This is a genomic window from Salipiger sp., assembly GCF_059781815.1.
The window spans coordinates 1-4,141 of the sequence record NZ_JBYNAH010000314.1 but is presented as its reverse complement, the minus strand read 5'-3'; the positions used below and the strand labels follow the sequence as shown (position 1 = coordinate 4,141).

Sequence of the window (4,141 nt, the reverse complement as noted above, 5' to 3'; positions counted from 1 at the left end):
CCCTCCCGGGGCGCGCCCCCCCCGCCGCCCCCGGCCCCCCCCGGGCCCCGCCCCCCCCCCCCCCGGCGATGCGGACGCAGTCCGCAGCGCAACCCCTCTTTCAGAAACCCGCCGCTTGGCTCAGTGTCCCGCCGGATGAGCGCTGCGCACCTGCGCCTCGAGATGGGCCGCCAGCGTCTTGCGGTTCGGGTGGTCGTCGACCCGCACCGGCTCATGATAGACCAGCTCCACGCGGCCCTGCCGGCGCGCGCCGAGCACCTTGAGCAGGTGCGGCCCGAAACCCATATCGCCCCACCAGCCATAGAACCGCGGATCGGCTTCCGCCGGCGCGTGCCAGATCACCGTCACCGCCTGAAGCGCCATTTCGTGGCGCAGGGGATCGCTGAAGAAGGCCGCAAACAGCGTCGACTTGAACGGCAGCACCCGCTGCCCGTCGGTCGAGGTGCCCTCGGGGAAGAACAGCAGCCGGTGGCCGTGCAGCAACCGCTCCTCGAAGACCCGCTTCTGCGCGCCGGCGGCACGCGGATCGCGGGTGATGAAGACGGTTCCGGTGAGCCGCGCCAGAAGCCCGATGCCGGGCCAGCCCGAGACCTCGGCCTTGGAGACGAAATAGACGTTGCGCCGCGCGTTCAGCGCAAAGATGTCGAGCCAGCTCGCATGGTTTGCCACCAGCGCGCCGGGCCCTCCCAGCCGGGGGCCGCGCGTCTCGAGGCGGATGCCGAGGATCGCGACAGCCAGCCGCGAGACGCCCTGCGTGATGAACGGGGTCACCGGGCGGCGCTGACCGCAGAGCGGGCGCTCGACCAGCCGCAGCGGCAGCTTGAGCAACACTCCCAGCACCAGCACCAGCGCCAGCGCTGGCCCGCGCAGCGCCACAAGGGCCCAGTTCCCGGCCGAGAGCGGCCCCTCCTCCGGCGCGTCGCCGCGCCAGGTCGGACCAGTCATCCGCGCCCCCGCGTGTAGATCCCGGCGGCCTTCTCGTTGAGCCGGGCGGTGTCCATCACGAGGCAGATGTCGGTGGTGTTGAACGCGTGGTCGACGAAGGCGCCCTCGCCCACCACCCCGCCCAGCCGCAGGTAGCCCTTGATCAGCGCAGGCACGTCGCGCATGGCGGCGCGGCGGCCGATCTCGGCCTCGGGCAGCAGGTCCATGCTCTGGAAGCGCTTCGAGCGCACCCGCAGCGCTTCGGGCGCGAGGTGGCGGTGATGCAAGAGCGACAGCGGCTGCGCCAGCGCCGCCACGTCAGTGCCGTGGAACGAGGCGGTGCCGAAGAGGATCTCGATGTCGTGCTCGCGCACGTATCCGGCCAGCGCGTTCCAAAGATGCATCATCGCGGTGCCGCCGCGGTAGTCCGGATGCAGGCACGACCGCCCGAGTTCCAGCAGACGCCGGCCAGAGGCGCGCAGCGGCGCGAGATCGTACTCGTCCTCGGAATAGAACTGCCCCGCCGCCTCGGCCTGATCGCCGCGCAGCAGACGATAGACGCCGGCCACCGCGCCATCACGTCTGGCATCGGTGAGGATGAGATGATCGAAAAACGGATCGAAGCGGTCGCGCTCGAGCCGCTGGGCATGATCGACCAGCGCGCCGCTGCCGCCAAGCTCCTCGACGAAGACCTCGTATCGCAGTCGCTGCGCGGCCTGAAGATCGTCCTCGTCGCGGGCCCGCCGCACGGTGAAATCAGCGTCGTCCAGAGCCATGCGCCCCTCTTCCCCAACCTCCGCCCGTTCTTAATCCGGGCCGGCGCAAAGGAAAACCGGTTTTGCCTCGCCCGGCGCGCGGGGTGTGGTTAACCTTCCCTTAAGAGCTGCGGGCCTATTCAGTCCCCGAAGACCGGAAGCAGGCTCACGCGGCGGCCATCGATCACCACCTTGCCCTGCTCGCGGAAATTTACCGTGATGCGGCCACCGATATTGGATTGCACCTGCCCGACGCCCCAGTCGGGCTGGTCCGGATGGGAGACCAGCATGCCGGGCTCGAGTAATGCGTTGAGTTCGTCCATGTTATCCTTGTCCACCCTGTCCGACTGCCGAGGAGCCTCTGATGAGCAACGATAACGCGCGGATCGCCGCTCTGGTAGGGTCCCGGCTCTGTCACGATCTTGTGAGCCCGGTCGGGGCGATCTCGAACGGGCTCGAACTGGTCGCGCTGGCGGGCAGCCCCGGCCCCGAGGAGATGGCACTGATCGAACAGAGCTGCGGCTCGGCCATGGCGCGGATCAATTTCTTTCGCGTGGCCTTTGGTGCCGCATCGGCCGAGCAGAAGGTCGGCAGTCCCGAGTCGCGCAAACTGCTGGCCGACTACTGCCACGGCAGCCGCCTCGCGATGGACTGGCAGCCCGTCGGCGATGCCGAGCGGCGGGACGTGCAGCTTGCCTTCCTCGCAGCGCTTTGCTGCGAGACGGCGCTGCCGCTCGGCGGCAGGGTGCAGGTGATGGACGAAGCGGGCGGCTGGCGCGTCACCGGCACCGGGACACGGCTGAGCATCGAAGGGGCGGTCTGGGATATGCTGCAGGGCGCGGCCCTGCCCGCCGATCTGGGGCCGGCCCGGGTGCAGTTCGCGCTGCTCGCGATGCTTGCGCCTGAACGCGGGCGCAAGCTTGAGGTCACGACCGGCGAGGCGGCGGTCTCGGTGCTGCTGACCTGACCGCCGCCGCGCGCGGGATTACGGGCGCAGCGCGCCGTCGGCGCGGACCACGTATTTGAACGAGGTCAGTTGCTGGGCACCGACCGGGCCGCGCGCGTGCATCTTGCCGGTGGCGATGCCGATCTCGGCCCCCATCCCGAATTCGCCGCCATCGGCGAACTGGGTCGAGGCGTTGATCATCACGATGGCGCTGTCGACGCGCTCCACGAAGCGCTCGATCGCCGCCGGATCCTCGGCGAGGATGCAATCGGTGTGATCCGAGCCGAACTCGCGGATATGGGCGATGGCGGCATCCTCGTCCTCGACCACCCGGGCGGCGATGATGCTGTCGAGATACTCGCGGCCCCAATCGTCGTCAGTCGCCTGCGCGGTGCCCTCGATGGCCTGCAGCGTGGCATCGGCGCGCACCTCGACCCCGGCCTCGAGCAGCGCACGGATCACGCCCTGCCCGATGGTGTCGACCACATCGCGATGGATCAGCAGGCATTCGGCGGCGCCGCAGATTCCGGTGCGCCGGCTCTTGGCGTTGAGCACCACCGCCAGCGCCTTCACCGGGTCGGCGGAGGCATCGATGTAGATGTGCACGATGCCCTCGAGATGGGCAAAGACCGGCACCCGCGCCTCCCTCTGCACAAGGCCCACCAGCCCCTTGCCGCCGCGCGGCACGATGACATCGACATAGTCGGTCATGTGCAGCAGCTCGGTCACCGCGCCACGGTCGCGGGTCGGGACGAGCTGGATCGCGTCCTCGGGCAAGCCGGCCTTCACAAGCCCCTCGACGAGGCAGGCATGGATGGCCCGCGAGGAGTGGAAGCTCTCGGAGCCGCCGCGCAGGATCACCGCGTTGCCCGATTTCAGGCACAGCGCACCGGCATCGGCGGTGACGTTGGGGCGCGATTCGTAGATCACGCCCACGACGCCGAGCGGCGTGCGCACGCGCTTGATATGCAGCCCGCTGGGCCGGTCCCACTCGGCGATCACCTCGCCCACCGGATCGTCCTGCGCCGCGATGGCGCGCAACCCGTCGACAATGCCCTTGATGCGGTCTTCGGTGAGCAGGAGACGATCCATCATCGCCTCGCTCAGCCCCTTGTCGCGGCCGAACTGCAGATCCTGCGCGTTGGCCTCGATGATCTCGGCCCGGTTGGCCCAGACCGCGTCCGCGGCGGCGTCGAGCGCCTCGGTCTTGCGGGCTGGCGGGGTGAAGGCGAGCTCGGCTGCGGCCGCTTTCGCACGACGGCCGATTTCGGTCATGACGGCGGGAATGTCGCTCATGTCGTTCATCGCTGTTCACCCTTCGGGTTCCGGTTTCAGAGGGCTTCCCTATAGCGCCTCGCGCGGGCGGGGCCTAGTGGGGAGATGAGCGCGATGCCATGAGGCGACTGCCGCCAGGTTCCGCGGTGTCGTGGCGGCACCGAAGTTAGGGGGCGCTGCCCCCCAACCCCCCGCCCCCCCCGACAACACCCCCGATTTTTTTTAAAAAAAAACTAAAGGG

General features: G+C 69.2%; 5 protein-coding genes. 1 reads left to right on the top strand and 4 read right to left on the bottom strand.

Annotated features, from left to right (window positions below; genetic code table 11):
* Positions 1-120 precede the first annotated feature (120 nt).
* The 3 genes from olsA to AC6RA4_RS23715 form a co-directional block, all read right to left on the bottom strand.
* Positions 121-945: a lyso-ornithine lipid O-acyltransferase gene (gene olsA, locus AC6RA4_RS23725; RefSeq protein ID WP_500164504.1), complete on the bottom strand. Its 825-nt coding sequence runs from the start codon at positions 943-945 to the stop codon at positions 121-123.
* Positions 942-1,700 (bottom strand): L-ornithine N(alpha)-acyltransferase, encoded by a 759-nt coding sequence (olsB, locus tag AC6RA4_RS23720; RefSeq protein WP_500164502.1) that lies wholly within the window; start codon positions 1,698-1,700, stop codon positions 942-944. The genes olsA and olsB overlap by 4 nt, the downstream gene beginning before the upstream one ends.
* A 119-nt stretch (positions 1,701-1,819) precedes the next feature.
* Positions 1,820-2,002, bottom strand: a complete 183-nt coding sequence (locus AC6RA4_RS23715; RefSeq protein ID WP_500164500.1) for a DUF3553 domain-containing protein — start codon at positions 2,000-2,002, stop codon at positions 1,820-1,822.
* A gap of 41 nt (positions 2,003-2,043) precedes the next feature.
* On the opposite strand from AC6RA4_RS23715, the gene AC6RA4_RS23710 reads away from it, so the two are divergent.
* Complete coding sequence (locus AC6RA4_RS23710; protein WP_500164498.1) at positions 2,044-2,646, top strand: histidine phosphotransferase family protein; 603 nt, start codon at positions 2,044-2,046, stop codon at positions 2,644-2,646.
* Between the two features lie 18 nt (positions 2,647-2,664).
* Here the strand turns inward: AC6RA4_RS23710 and AC6RA4_RS23705 are convergent, their stop codons facing one another.
* Positions 2,665-3,930 carry a glutamate-5-semialdehyde dehydrogenase gene (locus AC6RA4_RS23705; protein WP_500164496.1) on the bottom strand — a complete coding sequence of 422 codons (1,266 nt, stop codon included), beginning with the start codon at positions 3,928-3,930 and terminating at the stop codon, positions 2,665-2,667.
* Between the last annotated feature and the right edge of the window lie 211 nt (positions 3,931-4,141).